A 23,431-nucleotide genomic window follows, 5' to 3' on the forward strand; every position below is an offset into this window, starting at 1 on the left:
ATTTCACGCGCTGCTTTTTAATAGCTGAAGTAAGCACGGCTCTCCTAGGTTTGGTGGGTAAAATGTATTCTAGGATACATTTCTCAAGAGCGAGGGGGTGGAACGAACCACAAAGACACAAAGGACACAAAGATCGATCGATCATTATGTAAGTTAAACTGGTCGCAACGCGCTCGCTACGCGAGATCACACAGAACCTAGAAGAGCCTAAACTTTTTCTAGAGCTTTTTCTTCGGTTGTTTCAGAGTCTTGCAGTTAAATTTCCGCCACGGCTCTTTCGATTAAACGACGAGCCAGGGTTTGAATGCCGGTATGTTCATAGTAATTGGTGGTCATATCGAGGAATGCCCCAACATACACCAATTTATCGGCAGAAAAGTCGATAAATCCCTGAATTTTGCTCAATAATCCCTGCTGGCTCAAATCGCGATCGCTGACAAAACTACTCATCCAACCTTTAGTCGAGTCGAAACTTTGACCGATAAAGTCTAATTTTCTGGCAGTATTTCCCCCCGGAATCAATTCTTTGATACTGCCGAAAGTAGAGTTAGATTCTAAGTCTTCTGGGTGGAGAATACTGAGGGTGGATTCCACTTTGCGGATAAAACTGCCCCCCAGGGGAATTAAACCATCCAAACAAACTAACGCCGCCATCCGCATTAGGGATTCGCCGCTATAATCTCCCAGAGAAGTGACGAAATCATCGATACTATCCCCCGGAATGCCATTAATTTGACAAAAAGCGATTAATTCGGTCACTAATTTCAAGGTTAGATCGATGGTTTGCGCTTTTTCGGGGGCAGGGGTTAATCTTTCGATTAAACCGCCCATGAGGGGAATTTTACCACCGACGGCATTGGCAAGAGAGGCAGTGGCTAGGGCATTATCGGCGCTGTCGATGGTTTGGTAGAGCCAGAGCGCCCGTTGATAGCCCTGGGATTTATCATTAAACAACCAAACGGCGCGATCGCCAATCTGTTGGATCATGCTTTCGTCGGTTTCGCCGGTGACTTTGATAATCGTATTTTTAAACCCGACTAGGTTATCCCACTCTCCCGGCACCACATAATCAAGGGTTTTGAGAACTTTGACGGTGAGATTATTCGTCGGTAATTTGTCCACCAGTTCAAAAATTGGCTTACTCACGGATGTCTCCTTACTTTAATTTTGCTAAACCATCTAAATCGAACTTAGCTAACCAAGCTTGGCGATCGCTGGCGGTAAAATCCGTATCCCGCGATAAAACCTTGACTTGATAGCGATTATTGACTAAAACGGCGCTGGCGGTTGCACCCTGTTCCACAGAGGGAAAACCTTTGATTGTGGTTTGACTGTCTTGGAATTTATTGGCCGCGGCGGGATTATTGCTAATGTCAGATATGGCTAACATAGCCAGAACTTTGCCATCTTGCTTCAGTTTTGCCTCAGCAAAGCCTTTTTTCTCCTGGGTATAGACGCGCTCGTATCCTCCCCCAGAGGGCGGGAAAAACCGATTAAAACTGCCGCCAGAGGTGGATTCTTTCACCACTGCCGCCGCCCCGCGAGCGGTACTTTCCTGTTGCGCCTGGTCAAATTGCGAGGGAGCTTTAGCACAGGAAGTTACTAGCAAAAGTGTCGCTAATACCCCTGCTATCAAGATTTTGCCAAATCGAAAGCTCATAGTTATCTTAATTAAAACTTGCTCATGTTTGTTTGTAGTATATCTCTCGCTGATTGCTGATTATTGTTAAGTTTTTCTAGATTCTGCCACACCAGACCAAAAAAAACAGAAAATCAGCAAAATTAGAGTCAATAGCCAATTTTTAGGCGTGTATCTCAAGATTACAGAAATATCCACTGCCGAGAAATTATCGGTAACTTTTCAATTAATACAAATGTATGAAAAACTGCGTGTAAGCATCTCGCATTTGGGGGTGCGATTTGTTTCTAGCCCAAGAATAGTCTAAAACCCTGACAGGGTAGGGCTTAAAGCTAGGGTGGGGATGGTAGATTGACAAAAATGATCTGCACCCCCTAACCACTAGCTACAGTCCCGCAATTGCCCCTCGCGCCATAGATGCGATCGCTTGTTCCGTGGCCCGGGGTAGATGATAATATTTACCCCCGGCTTTTAGGGCTAATTCTTTGGCAAAACCAGTGGAGACGAATTTTTTCTCCGTATCGATAACCAGCAGTTTAATGCCTAAAGAGCGAATTTTAGCGGCAATATCGAGCAGTTCTGCCTTAATATCGGGTTTTTCCCCCTCCGGAATCGGTTCGCCTAAAGATTTCGCCAAAGGAATATTACTTCTACCGTCGGTAATCGCCACAATCACCACTTGACCGATATCCCCCGATAAACGGGCATTCATCCCCACATGAACCGCTTGGGTTAAACCGTGAGCTAAGGGGGAACCGCCACCACAGGGCAGGGTTTCTAGACGTTTTTTCGCTAGGGTAATCGATTTGGTCGGCGGCAATAGTACATCCGCTCGCTCACCCCGGAAAGGAATCAGGGCAATCTGGTCGCGATTTTCGTAAGCTTCCGTTAACAGACGCATAACCGCACCTTTGGCCGACTGCATCCGATTCAGGGCCATGGAACCGGAGGCATCAACGACAAAGACAATTAAAGAACCGGCCTTGCGGGCCAGTCGTTTTGAGCGCAGATCCCCTTCTTCTATAATCACATGACGTTCGGGATTCCTCAAGCGACGGGCTTTTTGATAGGGTGCGGCCGCCCGGAGAGTGGCATCGACGGCGACTCTTTTTACCTTGCCCCGGGGTAACATCGGCTTAATATAACGTCCCCTATCTTCCGAGAAAATCAGGTTACGCGCCCCCGATTTCCCCTGACGCTGGGCCATCTGGGCAAAATACAGCACACTAGGATCCAGTAAAACCCCTTCTGGGTCAAAAACAAATTCTTCCGGCAGATTATCTGGCTGTTCCGGCTCTTTTTCTTCCTCTTTCTCCTCCTCTTTTTCTTCCTGTTCCTGCTGGTTTTCGTCTTGGGGCGGTTCCGGTGGTGGCGGTGGTGGCGGTGGCTGTTGTTCCTGTTCCGGAGGTGGTGGCGTAATCAGCGATCGAGGTACAATAACTAATTCGACGGCTCTTTTTAGGTCATCGGCACTGACTAAATCCCGACCTTCTAAAGCGGCGGCGGCCTTGGCTACTCTCACGGCAAAAATCTCGGCGCGATGACCTTCTACCCTACCGCGCACCGCTTCTTCGACTAGATAACTAATTTGTTCGGGTTTAATTTTTACCTCTTTTAACCATTCCCTGGCTAGAATAATTTCGGTTTTTAGATCATCGATTTCTTGGGCATATTGGGCGATAAAAGCGGTGGGAGAAACAGCATACTCGATCGCCTGATTGACGGCGGTTACTCGTTGGTCTAAACTAAGGACACCATCGGCGGAAAGCGCAATGGCAATTCTATCTAATAAATGGGTTCGTAAATCCCCTTCTTCTGGGTTATAAGTAGCGATCAGGATTGGTTTACAGGGATGTTGAAAACTGATGCCTTCCCGTTCGATTTGGTTACGTCCTTCGCTTAAAACCGTGAGTAATTGGTTAGCAATTTGGTCATCGAGTAGATTAATTTCATCGACGTAGAGAATTCCCCGATGGGCGCTGGCTAATAAACCGGGTTGAAAGACTGGTTCCCCCTGTTTCACCGATTCTTCCACATCGACGGAACCCAATAAACGATCCTCGGTGACTCCCAGGGGAATCTGCACGAAAGGGGCCCGTATAACTTCCGTGGGGACCTCTCCACTGCTATATTCTTCTTTAGTGCGATCGTCCCATTCGTCGGCATTGTTGGGATCACAATTAAAGACATTACCTGCAATAATTTCGATCGGTGGCAGTAGGGAATGTATCGCTCGCGCCATGACTGATTTGGCGGTTCCCCGACGACCGGCAATTACCACACCCCCGAGGGCGGGATCCACGGCAGCTAAGAGTAGGGCTAATTTAATCGCTTCTTGGCCGACAACGGCAGTCAGGGGAAAATTGAGGGTCAGAGTGGGCATATATCTAGATTCAGGCGGCCAAATTCTAGTGTAAAACAGAAGCTCCCTGGTCTGGCGCTTTTCCCCTTTTGATTCCCGAACCCAGATTTTAAGTAGGTAGGCGTTAAAAATTATCAGACACCCCCCTTATCAAGGTAGGGCTGTTTCATTCTCCCATCAGAATATCAAAAGTAAAAGCGATCGCTGTCTTTGTAAAATGAGGATGTACTCTCAGACAATTTCAAGAGAGATAGGCTTTTAGTGGCTTGGAAAGAAGCTTTATCAATCTATTCATAATAAATATTGGCAGAGGATTAAAGATTAATTATTATGACTAACTCTTTTGGTTAGAAAAAGATAAACTTGAGAATCTTCGATCAAATTTATTGACTGAAAATCAGCTGTACTTAATTTAAATGAATCAACCCTAGGGAGCAGGGAGCTTTTTTCAATGCTCAGTCAACAGTAAAAAGTAATGGCTCTTCGGGACTTGGTATGGTTCGATATGGGGGCATAAATCGACTAAATCCTTATCTGGCAAGAGATTTAATTGATTAGTTCGCTCTAGATCGCAAACAATTGACAAAAATCGCGGTAATGTCTGTCTCTATAAGGGTTTCATTCCTTATAACCCCCATCCATTGCATAACACAAACCGAAGAGCCAAAGTAATCAGTGAACTGAAAACTCAAATCTGACACCTGCTAACTGCTAACTGATAACTGAGAAAACGGTAGCAATTTCTACCAAAAGTCCCAGTAAAATTCGTTATTGTCATAAGGTCATGACGGAATGTAATTAAAACCAGAAAGAATGCGGATCGAGCAATTGCAAGCCTTTTTAGCCGTAGCCGATACAGGCAATTTCGGTCAAGCTGCCCGCCAGTGTGGAGTCACCCAATCGACTATCAGTCGCCAGATTCAATCCCTAGAAACCGATTTGGGCTTACCTCTTTTCCATCGTACCGCCCAAGCGAAATTAACCATTGCTGGCGAGAAATTACTGCCCCGGGCGAAACGAATTTGTCAAGAATGGACGAATGTTCACGAGGAAATCACTGACCTACAGGCGGGAAAACAGCCAGAATTGTGCGTGGCGGCGATTCATTCCGTGTGCGCCCACTATTTACCGCCGATTTTGCCGAAATTTTGTGCTGAATACCCAGAAGTGCAGTTAAGAGTTACAGCCCTGGGCAGCGATCGCGCATTAAAAGTGCTGCGGGATGGTTTAGTAGATCTGGCCTTGGTAATGAATAATCGTTTTCTCACCTCTAGCCCGGAGATGGTGGTAGAAATATTATACGAAGAAGCGATCGAAATTCTCATGGCCGCTAATCATCCCCTTGCCCAATACAAAGAAGTGCCATGGTCGGAATTAATCCCCTATCCGCAAGTGGTTTTCAAAGATGGCTACGGAATGCAAAGATTAGTACAAGAATGGTTTTCCCGTCAGGATGCCCACCTAAAAACTGTCATGGAATTAAACACCCTTGATGCTTTTCGCGGTGTGGTGCGTCAGGGTAATATTATCGCTCTTCTGCCTCAATCTGCCCTGATGGAAGCGCGTAGCGATGCCACTCTCGCCATTCGTCCTCTTGCTTCCCCTAGTGGCGAAAATCCCCATCTTAACCATGGTAAATTTAGTCATCGTCTCACCCGTCAGGTAGTCCTTGTCACCACCAGCGATCGCCTACAGATACCACCGATCGCTCATTTTTGTCAATTAGTGCGGCAAATGAATCAAAGTGTGGTTAAAAGCTTAGAAAATCACCCTGTCCAGCCTTAGCAATTCCCATCAATCCTATTTACTCTTTATTTTCTTCCTTGAGATGAGCGATACTTTTCGAGAATTATTAAAAGCGATCGGTAGTGGCACCCATACGGGCAAAAATCTAACCCGTCCCGAAGCGGCGATGGCCACCAAGATGATGTTAACCCAAGAGGCAACCCCAGTCCAAATCGGCGCTTTTATGATTGCCCATCGCATTAAACGCCCCACCAGCGATGAGTTAGCGGGAATGCTTGATGCCTACGCCGAGCTTGGTCCGCAAATAACCCTAGAATCAGCCTCTTTTCAGCATCCGATCGCTATTTTTGGCAATCCCTACGATGGACGCTCTCGCACTGCCCCGGTTACTCCGATCACTACTTTAATCTTAGGGTTGGCGGGGGTTCCCGTAGTCCTGCACGGGGGCGATCGAATGCCGACTAAATACGGTATTTCCCTCAGGGAAATCTGGCAGCAATTAGGAGCAGATTTTAGTCAATTATCCTTAGCAGCAGTGAAAGACTGTTTAATCACCACAGGATTGACTTTTTTCTATATTCCGCACCATTTTCCCCTAGTACAGAATTTTGTCACCTATCGGGAGCAAATCGGTAAACGTCCGCCCATGGCCACGGTAGAGTTAATGTGGTCGCCTTTTGTGGGTAATATTCATCAGATATCGGGTTTTGTTCATCCCCCCACCGAGGATCGTTTTCGCGAAACTTTCGCTCTGAGAAATATCTCTCACTTCACCACCGTGAAAGGATTAGAGGGGAGTTGTGATTTAGCCTGTAATCGGACGGCGATTATTGGTCTGGGAAATCCCACCGATCCCCCTTCCTTTCAGCGATTTTTCCTAAATCCTCGCGATTATGGCTTCTGTCCCTCGGATTATCCCCTCGAATCTTTAGAGATGCTCACCGCTAAATTAAAGGGTTTATTAGCCGGAGAAAATAACGAATTAACCGATGCGGCAATTTTTAACGGTGGTTTTTATCTTTGGCGCTGTGGAATTGCCCCAGATATCCCCACCGGTTTCCAGCAAGCACAACAATCTTTACAGTCAGGAAAAGCCCTGGCTAAATTAGAACAAATCTGTAATTATCTGGAAAATCAGCAATAGATAGGGTCTGTTGAAAAAGTTTGTCGTGGGGGTAGGGTGTCGGGTGTAGGGTTTTACCGATTTTGAGGGGGTCAATTACCTAATTTTCAGGGAAAAAGTCCAGGAATTTTCCCCCCGATCACTCCCATATCCGGTACTTTTTGATTTCCCAAAAGCCCAAAGACATTACCCAACAACTCTAACCCCGTGCGACAAATCTAACTTTGGGCGATCCCTCAATCATGGTTGCTGCCAATTGAGCAGAAGTGAAATCGTAGGGGACATTTAACCCTTGTTTGAGCCTCTTGGCCATTTCCTCAATATTAATCACTCCTAGATTTTCATTTCGGAAGGGAACCTCTATGTCGTCCGTCTTTTGCTCACCATCGAGGTTTCGTAGTCCTTTAGTAATCTTAGTTCCTTTTTTAATCGGATCTACACCACAATTAACGGATGATCCCTTAATTGAAAGGTCAAGGGTTTTGACTTCCCCGGCAAAAAAACAGAGTAAGATATTATCTGATAGCAGATCTCTTCGGAGTATGGTTAGTTTATTCTCTGGTCCGACAAAATTATTTCCAGTTACGGGAGTGGCGTAACCTTCTATTTCTAAACCGGGCCAACCGGATACTACTTCTGAATGTAACAAGAAGCCGGTAATAGTTTTATCAGACTGGGTTTTGCTTCGGCGTAAACTACGACTTTGAACATCTAATCGCAAGTCTTCTTTCGTGACTCGTCCGACACTAAAAGCCCCATCTTGTAAGCAGTCAACCCAATAAGAGTCTATCCAAAAGAAGCGCAAAGATTCGGGGGGAAGTAACCGTGTATCGGGAACCAAATAGTTAAAGGGAACGTTTTTGAGCAATTCTAAATCTTGGAACCAATTGGCGATCGCTGTTGGTAGATCCCCGTTAGTTTCAGTTGTGCTTTGGAAAGGTAGGTGCAGCACTTGTTGCTGTATCTGATGTAAATCTTGAGCTTTAGAGCGTTTCCAGTTAAAAATCTCAACAGCCAAGGGTTGATTTTGTAGGGTCAGCATTCGTCCTAACTGCCAAGCCATAGCGTAGGAAACATCAAACATACCCGTATTAGGATCATAACGCATTAATTCATCAGCTATAGCAACAGGAGCGGTTAAGTTATCTTGGCTTTGGCCTGTACTTAAAGGACTATGATACCAAGAAACTGTTTTATCTCCTTGTCGCAGAGCGTGGTGGAGAGGTACATAACCTAAATCTAGGTATTGCTTCGCTGGGTTTTGGGGAGGTTCTTGGGAGGGAAGTCTGAGGGTATCGGGTTCGCGATCAATTTCTTTAAGCAGGGCATCGAAATTGTGCTTACTATTAACACAGGTAAAACTCCAACTAGCAAGACTAACTAAACGGATGAAATCGTTAGGTCCTGCACCTTGATAGTTAAATTTTCCAGAATCCTTATCATAGCGTTCTTCAAGGGCGACTAAATGAACGGTACTTACTTCCCCTTTCTTGGGTAAACGGTTGCCTAAAATAGTGGCTAAAGGTTCACTGAGAGATTCATTTTTCTCGTTGGTTATTTGGTTAACAGACGCAAGGAGAGTCATATCTTTTTCTGGAGGAAGAATCTTTTCTAAAATGTTTTGAGGGATATCAATTACCGTCACAACATCTTCATCATTTTGCCCTGGCTCGTCTATAAATGTGGGGAATTTAGTGTCACCAGAAGTTGCTTTGAGTTCCCTTAATTTAATTGTTTTTGGTTCAGGTTTTTCTGATTCCTGAAACAGAAGGAGAGCTAACCAAGGGAGATCAGGATCTGTTGATTTGATAGTACGCTCCCAAGGCAGAGTACCGCGTTTGAGGATGATATGGGGCAAGGCATTAGAATACTCACCCAAGTTTCCCGCAGGGGGAAAAACGGCATAAATGGCATCAGGAGTTAGGGGAGCAAAACGGTGGCCATCTACATAAAAGGTAAGCTCTTTACTGAATGTCTGCTCAGGTATTTTGTCAGACTGTTTGGTTTTAACTTTTTGTTCAACCTCGACTGTGTAAGTACCACTATCTAGGGGAGGTTGGCGATGTTGGATGAATTGAACTTTAACTGTTGATGTGGACATGATTAATCGATTGTGGATTATAGATTGTGGATTGAAGCTAGAGAGTAGGAGAGAGAGGGGGGAGTTTTAGGGATTTTCTAACCCTAGAATTCCCCGTTTAAATGGGCAACAGCTGACCTCCCCTAATTGCATTACGCTTTAACCTGGGGTGCAATGACAAAAGAATTAGCCACCGAATCGGTTAATTTAACATCATCGGCTAGATTAAAGCCGAGAGATTGGAGCAGATTGTTGCGCTTATTCTCAGTATTGGCACTGACAATGTTGTTTTTGATGGCTGTAGTTCGAGCTTCATTTTTGGCAGAAACCTCAGAAGTAGTTAGAGCTTCATTGTGGGTAAAAACCCCAGAAAAAGCCGTCATTTGTTGCCAAGCGTAAACATCATCTATGCAGGTGGTATCGTGTTGCAATTTCTTGACATCAATACTATTGGTGCTACAGACATCTTGCTTGATTTGAGGAACAATCCGGAAACCGGAGAAGACGTTCTTGACAAATTGCTGATCATTAGCTTCAGGGAGAAGAATTCGTTCTGAGTCTTTACCCTTTACTTTGACAACTTTAACTTTAGCATCGCCCCAAAGTGCGGTTGGCACATCTTGAGTTATCGGGATAAATTGGAACTGGTCATAGTCAACGGTTACTGACTCTGACTCATCTCCTCCCTTTGTCTTCCGGGTAATTTTGATGTTGTACTTGCTTTCGAGTTGATCCTTTTTAATGCCCATGGAACGAACGCCAAAATCGGTGTTCGCATTGCTAACAGTGAGAGGTTCGGTATCTTGGGTATTTTTTTGGTAAGATGCTTGCTTGCTGGGGATAGCAGAATTAACTACTAGCTCTAACTCTTTGGGATTGACGACAAAGGCGACTTCTTTGGTTGTTGCCGGTGAGAGTTGTTTGGTGACTCCTTGATTGAGAACAACACTACAAACGTCTGCAGCTGTTGATGAACCTTGTGCTGTTGATTTCGCAGGGGGTAAGAAGGAACTTTGGAAACTTTCCCAATCGATAGGCTCTGGTAAGCGAGAAGATTGATCGCCAAATTCCACAGTGACTTTGACGAAGATAATTCTAAATGTGGCTGTACCGGCAAATTCTGGACCCCAAATATGGAGTTGCACCCCTAAACTAACAGGTCCGAGTATTCCATAGCCAGCTTGAATCCTCACTTGTACTAGGATTTCGTAGTAGTAGGGTTTCCAAGAGATGAGGAAATGAGCCTCAGCGACAAAGTTAGCCCACAGTTTACCGAGTTTGAAATTGGCTTCTAGTCGGCCACCGGCCATGATGGCATGAGCGCACAGAGCAAAGTATTTTTCTCCCTTGAGGGATAGGCAATCTCCTACTTTCCAGTGGAAACCCAGACGAGGAACTGTAGGATAGTGGGCAGGTTTTTTGAATAGGGGGTGATAACCGCCTAAAGTAATGACAAAATCCCCTGCATGAGGGCCAGAAACCCAGAGACAGACGGCAAAGCCACCAGTTAAGCGGCAATCTGGGGATAAGAGATAGCAATCCGAGGCTAATTGACCTTCTATGGAGATTACTCCTTCACTCAGAGAAAATCTGGCTCGTAGGAGCATCGTCATATTGAGAATACAGCTTGTATTTTTCGAGTCTTTTGCCGGAGTGGGAATTTTCATTTTGGCAATTCCCAACAGGTTGATCTCGAAATCTTCCCCAATGGCGACGGTTAGCAGCGCAAAGCAGTCTAACATCTGGAAGCAGGTAAACTTGAGTCCGATGGCAACAAAGCCGGAGCCGATGGATACGGGGATGTATTTATCCATCTCAGTCAGTTTTTTGGTAATCAGTTCATTATCATCCGAAAATTTCTTCTTGCTGGGTTTTACTGCTTCGGCCACTAGGGGAAAATCTAGTAATTCGTCGATGGAGGGTACTTTCAGATAGCGGTTGTAGCCGAAACCCAGAGCAAATCCCGTGATAATGAAGGAGGGATCAACTATTATAGTGACGTCAAGAACGGCATATAGAAATAGGGAGGGTTTACCGTCGTAGTAGGCATAGGCACCGATGGCGCTGACACCAAAACTTTTACCTGCTAGATCAAATTTGAGTCTGGCTAAACCCAGATATTCTGTGTATTTTATGCCGTTCTTTTCTTTGTCGGCACGCAGTAAGGCCCCGCTTATTTCGATAGTTGGATTCTTGTACTCTATGCCAATGCCCGATATTTTAAAGGATGGCGTTAAGTCGTCTAAGGAAATCCCGACTCCTAAATCGTCGCAAGAGAGGGTCAAACCAGCGATTTTGAGGACAGCATCAATGACGATGGCTATTTCTGCCTCGTCGTCTTCTTCCTCATATTGGAAGCCAATTTGCTTAAGTGAAAACGGTCCGAAGGTTTTGTCTATATCAAACCAAACGGCTAAGTTACTGTTGGTGACATTATCTTCTTCTTCTTCTCCACCAGGAGCCAATTCTTCTTGTTCTTCTTCTGCTTGTGGACTTATCGACAAGCTCAAAATCTTATCAGCATCGGGTAATCCCAATTTACCTGATAAGCTGAAACCTTTACGGACAGAGCGTTTGTCGTCTTTATCCTCTTTTTCGGGAACCGGTAGTGGAGAGATGACTTCAGGGATTTTGTCATTTAAAACGCGAATTTCTTTGATGCTAAAAGCTTTAGAAGCGGCGACAATTCGCAGGGAAGGAACTAATTCTTCTTCACCGACTTCATCGGAGATTAAATCACCCACTACGGGAAGGGATTTTAATTTGATCTTGGTGGCGATATCTAAATCTAGGACAAACAGCCATTCTCCTTTACTTGTTTTGTTTTCTTTCCGGTAAATCACCATCACATTTTTGAAATTGATGGATTTATTCTTGAGTCCCTTTGGTAACAAGTCAGCTATACTTTGGTCCAGGGTTGCCATCAAATCATTGAGGGTGATACTGAAGGGGTCTTCCTTTTCTTCCTTGTAAGCTGTATAGGCGACAATGGTTTTACCTTTATCTGGCAATTTATCAGGTTTAGTTTCACAGATAAACTCGATGTCTTCCCCGAGAGAAATTGTTATTTTTGGACCTTCTTGTGGTGAGTCATCTGAGGTTGTTGAGAGACCTTTTTCCAGTTCTTCTTTTAAGTTGGGTTTTGTGTTTGTAGCCATCGGTTTGTTGGGGTTTGGTTGATGAATTTTAACAATAGACAATGAATTTTTGGTTCATATTTCTGTAATTGGGATTCTCCTTGCTTCTGGATTTTGCTAATCAGTGATTTGCTCAAAAAAATATAGTCATTTCAGATAAGTCTGATACACTCTGGACTGATGAAACCCTTATTAACTCTGGCATTGATAGTCTCAATTTTAATTGAAATAACTATAACTTTTGCCGATGCGAAGTTGGTTGAATAATAACAAAGTGAAAAGATGCGTCTTTAAGTTTTTGAGTCATAGCATCTTTCGTCTGTACCTCAATGTAATTCTCTGCAAGTTGAACAAGATGGACTGTACAGGTTGCATCTCCTGACGTCAGCATAAGAATAAGATCGTCAGAAAAAAATTTCCCATCTCTCATAAATGGTCTCTCAAACCATAGTTTGAACGCACCAGTTTGTGGGCGAGAGGTTTGTTTAATCTCTGCTCCGAAACAGGCCCAACCACTCGGGCTTACCCCTGGTCTGACAATGACTTTGCCACACAATATTCGATCAATCGATGTGCTACTAGAACCCGCCATAAACGCACCAAAGATGACAACTGGTCCATCAGCATTAATTCTTACTCGTTGCTGACCTTTTGCTATGAGGCTCAGGGTTTTATTGTACTCTAACTTTAGCCCCGTTTGATTATCACCAATTGCTAGATCAATTTCTGGTGAGAAATTGTTACCAATGGCAAGTTTTCCAGTAACAATGGCCATTCCATCCACATGAAGTTTAGCTGTGGGATTCGTAATACCGATGCCGACATTGTCATTAATAACCGCATTTCCACCAGCGACATGAAGTTTTGCTGCGGGAGTACTCGTACCGATGCCGACATTACCACCTCTTTTTAAAGTGATTCCTTGATCCCAATCCCAATTTTGATTATCCTTGTCATGAGTGATCTGTAGAAAATCGCCATTATAATCTGTGCGACTGTGAAATATAAATTTTTTATTTGTTTCATCCTTCCCTAAAACTATATCGCCGTTAACCTTAAGTTTAGTCGTCTCCCGGTCAAAAGTCTTAGTACCGATGCCAACCTGTCCCCCACTATACAAAAGTGGCGTTTTTTCGATAGGTATAACTAGCCGACCATCGGGATAGCTACCAATGTTTTGATAGTCAATATATATACAGGCTAGTCCAGAAGCACTGCTGGTCACTAACTGGCTAATTGTTAGCTCGATTCCCTGTCCTGCTGTTAATTGGTTTATCTTGGGTGTAAAACTCCACTGAGTGGAATTTGCCGTATGGTCTGATGCCCAAGAATTGGTATCTGTTACGTTGATTTTAACACTATTTAACTGGCTAGTTGTTGCCACCAGTGCGTCTGGATGATCTCCCTGCTCAAAGCTGACAATAAACTTTGAACTTTGGTTTAATAAGAGAATTGGTCGCGTGTTATTAGATAAAGGGGAATTGAGTACCTTTAATTTCAGAGTGTTTTGAGTAGTTCCATCATTGAGAATCGCATTAGAACCTAAGACCCGAAATTGTAAAGGAATTTGCGTCTTGCGGAGATGATTGATTACAGAGACCGCGTTTTTGGAACTTACTTGCTCTTCAATGAGTTCGTTTGCTGTTCCTGTCGAAATTAGACCGATTCCACCATACAGCAATTCAACGTTGCTGCTTTTCACAGTGCGATTATTGGCTGTAAGTTTCGAGAAACCTATTTGAATCTTCTCATTTGGTTTTAACGTTAGTCCAGATTGGTGAAGAAAATACATTGAGAAAAAGCGGAATTCTTCGTCATAGTTGACTTGCCATTGGCCACTTTTATCATCTATTTCTATCTCACTAGGTTTAAGTCCTAAATCTTTTTCCCAACGGAGTTGAAAATGGCATTTTTTCTCACTAGCCGCTTGAGAACCTCCTGCTTGAACAGTCGCTAATTTTCCAGCTAGGGAATTAGAATTTTTAAAGATGACATCCTGTTCGCTATCATTAAACACCTCTAAATATAACGTTAAGGGTTCATTACCATCTTCTAAATAGATGGTGTTAACAATTTCAGCTTGGCTGTTGTCTCCGTAATAAAACTGAAATTTCAAAGGCTCTTGGCTGAAAAACTCGTCAAAATCAATGGCCTTTTGGGCTTGACGGATTTCTTCGGGAACTCTGGTAAGCATGATCATTACTCCTAGGAAAAAAAGAAATTAATTTTTGTGGTTGGGTTTTACTCGCTGACAGTTTGGACTTCTTGAGTCCATGAATCGGTTGATTCAGGTTGCTGTAATTGGGATTCTCCTTGTCTCTGGATTTTGCCAATCAGTTGATAGACTTGGCGATAGGGCATAGTACCCAAAGCTTCTAAAACTTGGTTGACTTCCCCCAAAGTTAATTTGAGGGAAATTTGTTCGGCTTCATTCATTAGTTTCTGTTTTTCTGGTTAATTTTAACCAGCCATCATAGATTTTTTGTGGACTGGAGTAAACGGACTGAGAATCAAAGGGAACGAGGGGACGATTTGACCAGGTATTCCCTTCTTTTCCTAACCAAGACCATTCATAATTGGGTACTTCGGGAAGGGAAAGCTTGATCTGATCAAGATCATTGATTGGGTTAAGATCACTCAGAAGTGGTGCCGCTAAAAAAGTAACTTCGATCGCTTGTAAGGCAGGTAAATATTGTTCTGGCGGAATAGAAATACTCTTAGCAGGAAGTATGCCACAAGTCGCGTTAACTTGTCCACGAGGGTCGATTAACATCACTAGAGTTTGGGCTGTATTTTCCTCTAAGGTTTGCTCCAGATTCAAGGGAGTGTCAGGGGTGGGATCTTTTTCATCATCAAACAGGGTTTTGATATTTTTGTGGGGAACATAGCAACTTTGGGGAGCATAAAAAACGCTGTCTGTGTAAGTACCATCGGCTTTTTCTACCCAGTAGCCCACCAAACTATCATTAAACTGCTGATATTCACCAATACGGATGGGGAATTTGACCTTTTCAAAAGCTTGTGTGGTTCGGAATTTATTGTAGAAAAGATCGTTAGAGAAAGATATCCTGTTCTGGCTAACGGCGGGTATGCCTTGGATATCTAGATTGATGCGTGAGCGCACTAGGGCTAAAGGTCGCGACACTAGCAAGGATATGGCTTTATTTTGAGCAAATCCTTCAGGGTCAATGGTTTCTAAGGCTGCATTGACAGTGGTGAGGAAATCAGCGATAAAAGCCGATCCTTGATCTCTCAGATACCGGACCATTTGCTTGAGATAGGGGTTAGTCCGAGCAATAATGTCGTTAATTTCCTGCTCAGTGTAATCATGTCCCGGAATAGAGCGCAATTGAGCGGTGCGGTCAATCATGACTAGAGCATTGCCCTCATCATCATAAATAGTCAGGCTGTTATCTAAGTTGTTGGGCAAAACCCAGCCACAGATTGGTTTAGTGGCGAGGGTATCATTCATTTCCTGATCTTGTTTACTGCTTTTACTGCGGCGAGTCCCCTGTGGTCGGGTGGCCGATAGCCAGCGAAAATTCAAGCGGGCGGGTTGGGCTAAACGGGGTGGCAGGTAGATGGGATGGGATGATAATACATTAGCAAAAGCTGATGGCAGTGTTAGGGGTTGGCTAGTGACAATCTCACGGCTATTGTTAGTGTCAAGCACGACATTAACCTGTCCAAAGGTATCCACAAGTCGTAAATCAGTAATTTTTAATCCTCCTACACGAATGGGACTAAAATCGAATCCAGTTAAAGGCGATCGCAAAATACTGTCCGGTACGAGACGAGAGCTAAGTTCTAAAGTGTTCTGCACGTTTTTCAGGAAGTCTTTTGCTGGTCCATTTGCTGCAAGTAGATTATCGTTGACATCTAACTGAATTGTCCGATTATAGGTGAGTAGCGCATCACTAAAACCACCGAGACTCTGGGCGAGACAGCCGTTAAGAGATTGCAGTTGTTGATAGGCCCGCAGCGCCGTAAAAAAAGGATCACTAGCTGTGGGGTTTTTCTTGTCATACCACCCCTTGACAGCGTTAAAATTCTTGACCAGGTAGTCCTCGGTTTGGTCGTCTGGGGATATATTTTGTTCTTGGTAATAGTCGGGCAACAAATACTTAGTCAAGTAATCTATAAGATTGTCCTTGAGCAACATACTAGCCGAGGAAGAGAGAAAACTAGCTCCCCTGTAAAGGTCGGGATAATTAGCAAAATGATTCGCACTTAGATTCGTCGGGGTGATTTCAAGTCCATCGACCCGCAATTGATATTTATCTTTGAAGATGTTAGTGTCGTAGTTTACACTTGGAGTGTGCTTATTGTTGTCGTTCTTGGTTTGTTGACTGTTGTGTTCTAGTCCTTTCAATTGCACTTGCCATTCCAACAGGAAGGGATTCCAAGGCTGATTTGCCCATTGACGGAAGCCAATTTTTTCTGTGGGGTTGTTGCCAAACTCGCTGAGAAATTGGACAAAAATATTTAAGGTGTTGTCAGGTAAGCTCTGCAAGTCAATGGACTGAGTTAATAATTTACATTGGAGCAAACCATCTGTCCTCAAACGCTCGTCGTCACGGTTGCGAGTCGGTTTAGCGACTTCCCCAGTCATTAAAACTACGGGATCACTTGGCTGCCAATAGCGAGGCCCTGGAACTATTTTGATGGTGTAAGATGGTCGGAACAAACCGATTTTGTCTTGGTAATCCCGCTCAATTTCGGTCGGAGATAGGGGTTTTTTGTGGAAGCTAACGCTGGCAATGCGCCCCCGTAAACGATGGCTACCGGAAGAGTTAGACATTAAATAGACGGTGCCACTAAAGGGGTTATTAGCCTCTAAGTGGAGGAAAACCCACCGATTCTTAGGAATTGCTGTCCAGTTAATCGGTCCGTTTACCTGTTGTCCGTTAATGTAAATTTTTTGCCAAGTGCTGCTAATTCCATTAGTAGAATTAACATAAAGGCTGGTGCTTCTCACCTCTAAAAGGGAACCCTGAACTCCCTCTGGTATGTTTACCCACATCGAGAGGGACTGGATATTTCCTAAATTAGAGATTTCATAATTCTGATTGCCATCGAAAGATAAACACTTCATGGCAATATCGTCATCCACTAAGGTAGAATCGCCAGTGACTTGGACTGATTTTTTGGGAGCAATTAAACGGGATTCTTTGTTAAACTTCTGAACTTCAGCAATTAGTGTGTTAATCGACCGGGCCAGTTGGCTTGCTTTTGAATTACTGTCAAAAGGGTAATTTGGAAATCCTGGAAGATTATTAGAGACAGAGGCACTGACAATTTGATTTTGATCCTGTTCATTTTTTAGTACCTTCAAAACTCCAGCAGCTTTGATGGCATTCTCTAAGGCTTTTACTCCATATTGATTGTTATCCGCAGTGTCCTTAAGGAACGTTTGAACTAGATTACTGTCGCTTGTTTTGTTGATAAAATTAACTGCGCTTGTTCCCAGTGTTTGTATTTTGCTTCTATCTAGCAATCTTTCATCTGGATTGACAAGAACATAAGTGGCCAGCATATACTTATACCAATCAGCATAGACTTGTTCTCGAATTGAGCCAACTTTTGCTAATTGTTGGTCGTATTCACGCTGTGCTTCGTTAACTTCACTTATGCGATCGCCGATGGTGGCGGATAATGTCACCTGCATTATTCCCTCGCCTTGCACGGCATTTGCTGGGTTGGCACTTCCCGACTGGGAAATTTTGGGATCAGATTCCGGCACTACCTGCCATGATATCTCTTTACATTGGCCAGTAAAGCTGTCCTCGTGTAGTCCTTGTCGAAACTTGGGTCCAAAGTCGAGATTTTGCTGTACTAAACGCCCACTCATTTGTATGGCTTCTAGCTGCTCCTCAATCGTTTTGCGATTTTCTGTATTTGTTGTGTCCAGTTGACGAGCTACATAAGCTGCTATGGCTTCTTCTTGGTTGTTTCCTACGGCGATCGTTCCTTTAATCGCTTGTGGGTTAGTTACAGAAGCACCAGGCGCAAAACTTAGGGAAGCATGACAGAGAAGACGATCGGGGAAACTTTGGTTATTGCCTATTTCTACTGTCCAGCCAGCTTTACTTTGCAAAGTGTCTAAAAGGCTTAAAGGATCTCTGTCTGGGTACTGTTCTTTGATAAATTTGTCAAGATAATCATTTTTGCCGTCGCTATACCAGCCAATGACATCATATCGTAGGTCTTTGGGCGGGGTTGTATTGGTGGTGAAGTCCCCATCATGAAAACCGAACACACTACGACAGTTAGGATAAAAACCAGCAAAGGCAACTTTTTCGTTGTCTAAGTTGTCAACTGTGGCGAAGGGTCCAATAGCGGACAATTCCTGAATATATTGGGCATTTGCTGTACCTGAGCGCCATGCTCCCAATTCTAATTTACGCCCCAGAAAACGATAGGGTTGATACTCATTGGTAGCTGGATAATAGAGGATATTAATTGTATCTTCTGGTGTAGCACCTTCAGGATACAGATAATCACTTTCTACAACCCATTTTTTTTCTGCTATATTGCTCCCACGTCGTATAATTAACCAGCGATTAGGTACAAGGGGAAATGTAATGCCTTGTTCTCCATCTCTTGCTATACCGTTAGTCAGCGCATCTGGTAAAGACCAGTGTAGGTGAATGCCTGCTTTTAAGGACAATTGGGGTTGTGTAAAGGGAACCGTTAATACAGTTTCGCTAATATAAGCACTACCGCGATTTACTAATTGGCTATTTTTATAGTAGGGGAGCTTACTATAATCAGTCATTTCCCCCAGTACATCCGTCTTGGTGGGGAGGTAGAGGGCATCAAGGTAAACCGGGACTAGAAGTGTGGTCATAACTATAGTATGTAGGGATGAATGAAGCAGAAACCTAAATCGTCAGTTTTGGGAATTTTCGCTGTTCCACTGGGGAGAGGTTGGCAAATGCGCCCAACTCACTTGCAGAAGCTTTAAGATTCGTTTTTTTCTTTACCTTTTGAATGGTACGGATCATTGATTTATTTTTCAACACTTTTGGTCTTCTTTTTTGTAAATTTTTGTAAATTTTTTTGTTATTTCTTGTTATTTCTTGTTATTTTTTGTTATGAATTCGGGTTCTTCGTTACTTGGTATGGTTCGATAGGGGGTATAAATCGACTAAATCCTTATCTGGCAAGAGATTTAATTGATTAGTTCGCTCTAGATCGAAAACAATTGGCAAAAATCGCAGCAACGCCTGTCTCTATAAGGGTTTCATTCCTTACAATCCCGTCCACTGCATAAGACAAACTGAAGAACCAAACATTTCAAGTTTGTCAATGCTTTAAATTCCGCTGCTAGATAAGGACAGGCGCTCATGCAAAAGGGAGAATAATAATGATAATATCCACTAGAAACCCGATCATCGGCTATTTGGTAGCGGCATAAATCCAACCAATGCCCAAAATATTGCCGTCGGGTTAATAGGTCCAATTTTGTTTCGTCTGTAGGGTGTAGGTTCCGTCGCGCACATTGACTCGATGGGGGATCAGCTTCAGGTCTCGGAAGATATTAGCTTGGTGTTGTAGGGCCGTCAGAGAGCGATCGTCGATCGGGATAATGGCACGTTCAGAGGCCCGTTGTTCAAGATTAGTGATGATCGCTGGATCGATCTCATGGTGAGCTGCCAAGCGTCTCGTCGCCTCTAACTCCTGTTGTTTTGCCCAAGCACCTGCCTCGTTCACTTCTTCTAAAATCACCTTCAGTACATCGGGATAATCCCGCACCAATTCGGGAACTGCATAATAATAGGTCGGCACTTCTAGAGAGGCGTTTTCCCCAAAGATACCCCCTAGATCGGCCACCGATCTTCCCGGATAGGTGCGCGTCTCGGTGGGGGAATAGGGAACCCACACCACCCAAGCGTCGATCTCACCGCGACGGAAAAGCACCAGCGCTTCCGGTTGGGTTGCATACACCGGTTCGATATCGTTTAATTCTAGATTCACTCTCATCAGGGCGCGGATAAGGACGTAATGGGCGCTCGAACCTCGATCGAAGGCGATTCTTTTTCCTTTTAAATCCGCCAACGTCTCTATTGGCGAATCCTCTGGCACGAGAATCGCCTGACCTTTCGGGGCGGTATATTTTTCTTTAGCTACCCGGACGAAGACGTGTTCGGCCGCTTGCGAGAAAATACTCGCCGTACCGCCACCACCGCAGAAGTCGATCATTCCGTTGCTCAAGGCCTCGATCAGAGAGGAAGCAGCCAGAAAACTCGTCCACGTTACCGTCACCCCAAAGGGTTTTAAGCGTCTTTCCAGAAAGGCCTGGGCGCGGAGAACTTCCAGATTAGTCATGCCCTCAGGGTAGCCGATCTTGAGGGTTCCTAACCGCCGCGCTTGTTTGGCGAGGGGAGTGATATCGGAGGGGGTCGAGCGCTTGAACCAGCGATCGATCAGGATACAGAAGAGAATTCCAGCGATAAATAATCCCACGGTCTCTAATAGCCGGGGAGTGGTATTCCGGGGGAATTTAAAGCTATTGACGAGGCTCAAAATCGGGTTATCCGAGGGAGAATTTTGACCGACGGCGATCTCGCGTAGCGAGCGCTTTGCGTTCGTGTCGGAAAATCCAGCTAGGAGAAAGCTCCCCACCAGACTGGTCAAAAAAAGCAGCGCGGGAAGAACTCCCCGGCAATTTCGCCACGGTTTCCAGAGACACTTGATCGAACGGTGGAGCATGGGATTTCTCGCAGAAAACAAGATTTATCGTCGGGCAAGGAGACAAGAAGGAAGGGTTTCCCAACTCGATCGGCACGGCTGCCATTAGTTTTATCTACATACTATAGAAATCCACGACTCCTCGATTGTGTAACAAAGTACATTTATAAATGTATTGAAAATGATATAGTTTCAAAATAAAATTGCGCCTGCATTTGAGAGATCGAGGTGGTATGGATGGATTGGTTGATCGAAATCGTCAAAATCGCGGTGGCCACTGGCATAGCCACCACCTTCGACGACAATATTTATCTAACCGGCTTTTTTAGCGAGGTAAATCGTACCTTTCGCCCAGTTCACGTTGTCGTAGGCGAGCTAGTCGGGTTTACGGTCTTGGTATCGGTTAGCTTGGTCGGTTTTCTACTCGGCCTAATCATCCCACCGATTTATATCGGTCTTCTCGGAATCTTGCCGATCCTCATCGGTGTGAGAAATTTACTGACGTTAAATCGCGATAACGAGAGGGAAACCGCAGATCGCAAGGTTAATTTGCGAAGAAACGCCCGATTTCACGGATTCGCCTCCCGCAGACTATCCCTCGGTCAAGTCCTCAGAGATCGCCAAACCTATCGAGTTTCCGCGGTCACGATATCCAATGGCGGCAATAATCTCGGTATCTATATTCCCCTATTCGCCAATAGTACCGTGGCGCAGTTAGCCGTAATCATCCCGATCTGCTATCTAATCGTCTGTACTTGGTTATTTCTCTCCTATAATCTAACCCGCCAACCGGGGATCGCGGTTGTCCTCGGCCGTTATGCCAGCAAGCTTTTCCCTTTTGTGCTGATGTGGTTGGGCCTACGGATTATTCTCGATAACGGCTCCTATCGCCTGTTGATTCCCACCAGCTAAATTAGGCCTCCGTAAAAATCGCCAATCTCTGGCTCCCACGGGAGTCAGAATTGAGGAAGAGAGAATAAAACACCATTTATTTCCTAGGCAGAATTATCCCATCCCAGGGAGTGATTCTGAGTGGGGTGTAGAGTTAGAAGATTTTGACTCAGCCAGAACAACGATTTGATGCGTTGCATTCCAGACGTTTTTGACGCTCTGCTAAGATTTTTTGTAAATTCGGTCGTCCAGTTAAGGTTAATCGCCAAGAAGCCCAAATTTCATAGATAGTATCCACTAGAAACCCGATAACCGGCCATTTGGTAGCGGCATAAATCCAACCGATGCCTAAAATATCATAGACTTGGCGAAACACTTCCACATTTTGAATGATAGTACCATCGGCTAGTACAGCATGGATTCGTCCCATGGCTGCTGCGAAGGAAATACCGCCATTTTCCTCTGGATTATAGTTTTCAGCGGCAATATCGACAAAAGCAACTAATCCTCTCCCAGCATCCCGTTTTTGCAGAAAATTGACCTCGCGCAAGCAGAGGGGACATTCTCCATCGTAGAGGAGTTTAATTTTCCAAGAGGGCGATCGAGTAGAATTTTCTAAGGTATCAGCAGATGGAGTCGGTAAAGATGACATGATCTTCTAGGGATTCTCTTTTCAGTGAACAGTAAACAGTAATCAGTGAACTGAAAACTCAAATCCGATCACTGATGACTGACTCCTGATGATTATTTTATGGCAATTCATCAGATTGGATGGGATCACTATCTACTGGTTCTCGATCGTTGCGTTTTGAGAAACCCCAAGCAAAGAGGATAGCAATTAAACTGATCATAATCCATTCTGGCGGCACAAAATCGGGACTAATCACCCGCAACAGCAATCTTAAACCCACCAAACCGACGGTGACAAAACCAGCATCTTCTAGGTGGGTGTATTCCTCTAACCATCGAATAAATAAACCCGCCATAAATCGCAGGGTAACTACTCCGATCGTACCACCAAGCAGGATCAACCAAGTATCATCGGCCACGGCGATGGAGGTGGTAACACTATCGAGGGAAAAAGCTAAATCAGTAACGGCAATTAGGGGGATAGCTTGCCAGAGAGATTGAAACTTGAGACTATGATGGGTGTGATCCTTGTCTTCCGGGGAGGCAAAGTAATTAAAGACTAACCAGAGCAAATATACTGCTCCCAAAAGTTCAAACTGCCAGTATTTAACCACCCAGGTGGCAGTAAGAATCAAGACCATACGGAGAATATAGGCGAAAACTAAGCCAATATTCAAGGCCTGACGTTGACGCTGATGATCTCCTAATCCCTGTGCTATGGAAGCGAGAGCAATGGCGTTATCTGCTGATAATACCGCTTCTAGGGCAATGAGAACCAACAGAATTAACGGGGTTTTTAGACTAAGGGTTAGAGATGAATCAAGGAGCGAGTCTAACATTGAGGCCGCAGGTAAAAATAAATGTAATCATGGCAATACTTCAGCTTAACGCTTTTACAACTTTCTTTTCTAGGGGAGATAACCGTCATCGGGGGGGGAGATATGAAGTCTTGTAACGAAATGATGCAGAGGACCCCGATGATGTCGGAAAGTATTGGATGAATATCTTTATGAGGAGATAATCAGCAATGCTTTCTGATACTCAAGTTCTAGTCGCTCTGGTAATTGCTTTAATCCCCGGGATTTTGGCTTTTCGTCTAGCGACGGAACTTTATAAGTAAAGTCGCTTT

The 23,431-nt window shown here is 44.3% G+C and carries 15 protein-coding genes and 1 pseudogene; 4 read left to right on the forward strand and 12 right to left on the reverse strand.

Translation table 11 applies throughout. The annotated features are described in order from the left end of the window. Positions 1-255: 255 nt before the first annotated feature. The 3 genes from IQ224_RS02375 to bchD form a co-directional block, all read right to left on the reverse strand. Positions 256-1,146, reverse strand: coding sequence for a hypothetical protein (locus IQ224_RS02375; protein ID WP_194032475.1), 891 nt, complete (start codon positions 1,144-1,146; stop codon positions 256-258). Between the two features lie 10 nt (positions 1,147-1,156). Beyond that, complete coding sequence (locus tag IQ224_RS02380) at positions 1,157-1,660, reverse strand: hypothetical protein (RefSeq protein WP_002744711.1); 504 nt, start codon at positions 1,658-1,660, stop codon at positions 1,157-1,159. Between the two features lie 364 nt (positions 1,661-2,024). Next, positions 2,025-4,022 carry a magnesium chelatase ATPase subunit D gene (gene bchD / locus IQ224_RS02385; protein WP_002744710.1) on the reverse strand — a complete coding sequence of 666 codons (1,998 nt, stop codon included), beginning with the start codon at positions 4,020-4,022 and terminating at the stop codon, positions 2,025-2,027. A gap of 792 nt (positions 4,023-4,814) precedes the next feature. On the opposite strand from bchD, the gene IQ224_RS02390 reads away from it, so the two are divergent. Then, on the forward strand, positions 4,815-5,786 hold the full coding sequence (locus IQ224_RS02390) for a LysR family transcriptional regulator (RefSeq protein ID WP_002737888.1): 972 nt from the start codon (positions 4,815-4,817) through the stop codon (positions 5,784-5,786). 43 nt (positions 5,787-5,829) lie between these two features. Beyond that, positions 5,830-6,891 (forward strand): anthranilate phosphoribosyltransferase family protein, encoded by a 1,062-nt coding sequence (locus tag IQ224_RS02395; protein ID WP_002744702.1) that lies wholly within the window; start codon positions 5,830-5,832, stop codon positions 6,889-6,891. Between the two features lie 178 nt (positions 6,892-7,069). Here the strand turns inward: IQ224_RS02395 and IQ224_RS02400 are convergent, their stop codons facing one another. From IQ224_RS02400 to IQ224_RS02425, 7 genes and pseudogenes are all read right to left on the reverse strand, one after another. Continuing rightward, positions 7,070-8,971 (reverse strand): hypothetical protein, encoded by a 1,902-nt coding sequence (locus IQ224_RS02400; protein ID WP_194032476.1) that lies wholly within the window; start codon positions 8,969-8,971, stop codon positions 7,070-7,072. A gap of 131 nt (positions 8,972-9,102) precedes the next feature. Next, positions 9,103-12,108, reverse strand: coding sequence for a DUF6603 domain-containing protein (locus IQ224_RS02405; protein ID WP_194032477.1), 3,006 nt, complete (start codon positions 12,106-12,108; stop codon positions 9,103-9,105). A 211-nt stretch (positions 12,109-12,319) separates the two neighbouring features. Beyond that, on the reverse strand, positions 12,320-14,281 hold the full coding sequence (locus tag IQ224_RS02410; protein WP_228036062.1) for a hypothetical protein: 1,962 nt from the start codon (positions 14,279-14,281) through the stop codon (positions 12,320-12,322). Positions 14,282-14,328: 47 nt separating this feature from the next. After that, positions 14,329-14,523 (reverse strand): hypothetical protein, encoded by a 195-nt coding sequence (locus tag IQ224_RS02415; protein ID WP_002753142.1) that lies wholly within the window; start codon positions 14,521-14,523, stop codon positions 14,329-14,331. After that, a complete protein-coding gene (locus tag IQ224_RS02420; protein ID WP_194032478.1) occupies positions 14,516-18,937 on the reverse strand; it encodes a hypothetical protein in 4,422 nt (1,473 codons plus the stop codon). The genes IQ224_RS02415 and IQ224_RS02420 overlap by 8 nt, the downstream gene beginning before the upstream one ends. Before the next feature lie 245 nt (positions 18,938-19,182). Next, positions 19,183-19,368 (reverse strand): annotated as a pseudogene (locus IQ224_RS24830) (hypothetical protein). A 171-nt stretch (positions 19,369-19,539) separates the two neighbouring features. After that, positions 19,540-20,802 (reverse strand): sulfonate ABC transporter substrate-binding protein, encoded by a 1,263-nt coding sequence (locus IQ224_RS02425; RefSeq protein ID WP_194032479.1) that lies wholly within the window; start codon positions 20,800-20,802, stop codon positions 19,540-19,542. Positions 20,803-21,018: 216 nt separating this feature from the next. Here IQ224_RS02425 and IQ224_RS02430 point away from each other — a divergent pair, with 216 nt between their 5' ends. Then, positions 21,019-21,693, forward strand: coding sequence for a cadmium resistance transporter (locus tag IQ224_RS02430; protein WP_194032480.1), 675 nt, complete (start codon positions 21,019-21,021; stop codon positions 21,691-21,693). A 148-nt stretch (positions 21,694-21,841) separates the two neighbouring features. On the opposite strand, the gene IQ224_RS02435 is transcribed toward IQ224_RS02430, so the two are convergent. Then, a complete protein-coding gene (locus IQ224_RS02435; protein WP_002744687.1) occupies positions 21,842-22,324 on the reverse strand; it encodes a thiol-disulfide oxidoreductase DCC family protein in 483 nt (160 codons plus the stop codon). Between the two features lie 97 nt (positions 22,325-22,421). Further along, positions 22,422-23,141 (reverse strand): TerC family protein, encoded by a 720-nt coding sequence (locus tag IQ224_RS02440; protein WP_002744686.1) that lies wholly within the window; start codon positions 23,139-23,141, stop codon positions 22,422-22,424. A gap of 188 nt (positions 23,142-23,329) precedes the next feature. Here IQ224_RS02440 and psaM point away from each other — a divergent pair, with 188 nt between their 5' ends. Further along, complete coding sequence (gene psaM / locus IQ224_RS02445) at positions 23,330-23,422, forward strand: photosystem I reaction center subunit XII (protein WP_012264462.1); 93 nt, start codon at positions 23,330-23,332, stop codon at positions 23,420-23,422. Positions 23,423-23,431: the final 9 nt, after the last annotated feature.

This window comes from Microcystis sp. LEGE 00066 (assembly GCF_015207925.1).
Taxonomy (GTDB): Bacteria; Cyanobacteriota; Cyanobacteriia; order Cyanobacteriales; family Microcystaceae; genus Microcystis; species Microcystis ichthyoblabe_A.